Below are 2284 nucleotides of genomic sequence, written 5' to 3' on the forward strand. Positions count from 1 at the left end.
AGGTTAAGCTGAAGAGGCGGAGCCGCAGCGAAAGCGAGTCTGAATAGGGCGTTTAGTACGTGGTCGTAGACCCGAAACCAGGTGATCTACCCATGTCCAGGGTGAAGTTCAGGTAACACTGAATGGAGGCCCGAACCCACGCACGTTGAAAAGTGCGGGGATGAGGTGTGGGTAGCGGAGAAATTCCAATCGAACCTGGAGATAGCTGGTTCTCCCCGAAATAGCTTTAGGGCTAGCCTTAAGTGTAAGAGTCTTGGAGGTAGAGCACTGATTGAACTAGGGGTCCTCATCGGATTACCGAATTCAGTCAAACTCCGAATGCCAATGACTTATCCTTAGGAGTCAGACTGCGAGTGATAAGATCCGTAGTCAAGAGGGAAACAGCCCAGATCGCCAGCTAAGGTCCCAAAGTGTGTATTAAGTGGAAAAGGATGTGGAGTTGCTTAGACAACTAGGATGTTGGCTTAGAAGCAGCCACCATTTAAAGAGTGCGTAATAGCTCACTAGTCGAGTGACTCTGCGCCGAAAATGTACCGGGGCTAAATACACCACCGAAGCTGCGAATTGATACCAATGGTATCAGTGGTAGGGGAGCGTTCTAAGTGCAGTGAAGTCAGACCGGAAGGACTGGTGGAGCGCTTAGAAGTGAGAATGCCGGTATGAGTAGCGAAAGACGGGTGAGAATCCCGTCCACCGAATGCCTAAGGTTTCCTGAGGAAGGCTCGTCCGCTCAGGGTTAGTCAGGACCTAAGCCGAGGCCGACAGGCGTAGGCGATGGACAACAGGTTGATATTCCTGTACCACCTCTTTATCGTTTGAGCAATGGAGGGACGCAGAAGGATAGAAGAAGCGTGCGATTGGTTGTGCACGTCCAAGCAGTTAGGCTGATAAGTAGGCAAATCCGCTTATCGTGAAGGCTGAGCTGTGATGGGGAAGCTCCTTATGGAGCGAAGTCTTTGATTCCCCGCTGCCAAGAAAAGCTTCTAGCGAGATAAAAGGTGCCTGTACCGCAAACCGACACAGGTAGGCGAGGAGAGAATCCTAAGGTGTGCGAGAGAACTCTGGTTAAGGAACTCGGCAAAATGACCCCGTAACTTCGGGAGAAGGGGTGCTTTCTTAACGGAAAGCCGCAGTGAATAGGCCCAAGCGACTGTTTAGCAAAAACACAGCTCTCTGCGAAGCCGTAAGGCGAAGTATAGGGGGTGACACCTGCCCGGTGCTGGAAGGTTAAGGAGAGGGGTTAGCGTAAGCGAAGCTCTGAACTGAAGCCCCAGTAAACGGCGGCCGTAACTATAACGGTCCTAAGGTAGCGAAATTCCTTGTCGGGTAAGTTCCGACCCGCACGAAAGGTGTAACGATTTGGGCACTGTCTCAACCAGAGACTCGGTGAAATTATAGTACCTGTGAAGATGCAGGTTACCCGCGACAGGACGGAAAGACCCCGTGGAGCTTTACTGTAGCCTGATATTGAATTTTGGTACAGTTTGTACAGGATAGGCGGGAGCCATTGAAACCGGAGCGCTAGCTTCGGTGGAGGCGCTGGTGGGATACCGCCCTGACTGTATTGAAATTCTAACCTACGGGTCTTATCGACCCGGGAGACAGTGTCAGGTGGGCAGTTTGACTGGGGCGGTCGCCTCCTAAAGTGTAACGGAGGCGCCCAAAGGTTCCCTCAGAATGGTTGGAAATCATTCGTAGAGTGCAAAGGCATAAGGGAGCTTGACTGCGAGACCTACAAGTCGAGCAGGGACGAAAGTCGGGCTTAGTGATCCGGTGGTTCCGCATGGAAGGGCCATCGCTCAACGGATAAAAGCTACCCCGGGGATAACAGGCTTATCTCCCCCAAGAGTCCACATCGACGGGGAGGTTTGGCACCTCGATGTCGGCTCATCGCATCCTGGGGCTGTAGTCGGTCCCAAGGGTTGGGCTGTTCGCCCATTAAAGCGGTACGCGAGCTGGGTTCAGAACGTCGTGAGACAGTTCGGTCCCTATCCGTCGTGGGCGTAGGAAATTTGAGAGGAGCTGTCCTTAGTACGAGAGGACCGGGATGGACGCACCGCTGGTGTACCAGTTGTTCTGCCAAGGGCATAGCTGGGTAGCTATGTGCGGAAGGGATAAGTGCTGAAAGCATCTAAGCATGAAGCCCCCCTCAAGATGAGATTTCCCATAGCGTAAGCTAGTAAGATCCCTGAAAGATGATCAGGTTGATAGGTTCGAGGTGGAAGCATGGTGACATGTGGAGCTGACGAATACTAATAGATCGAGGACTTAACCATATAATATG

1 rRNA gene is annotated in these 2284 nt (G+C 52.2%); it reads left to right on the forward strand.

From position 1 onward, the window contains the following. Positions 1-2276: ribosomal RNA gene (locus ACQRBL_RS02590) — 23S ribosomal RNA — on the forward strand; the annotation flags it as partial. Positions 2277-2284: the final 8 nt, after the last annotated feature.

Origin of the sequence: Bacillus sp. AF62 (assembly GCF_050312695.1) — a bacterium.
Classification (GTDB): domain Bacteria; phylum Bacillota; class Bacilli; order Bacillales; family Bacillaceae_G; genus Bacillus_A; species Bacillus_A cereus.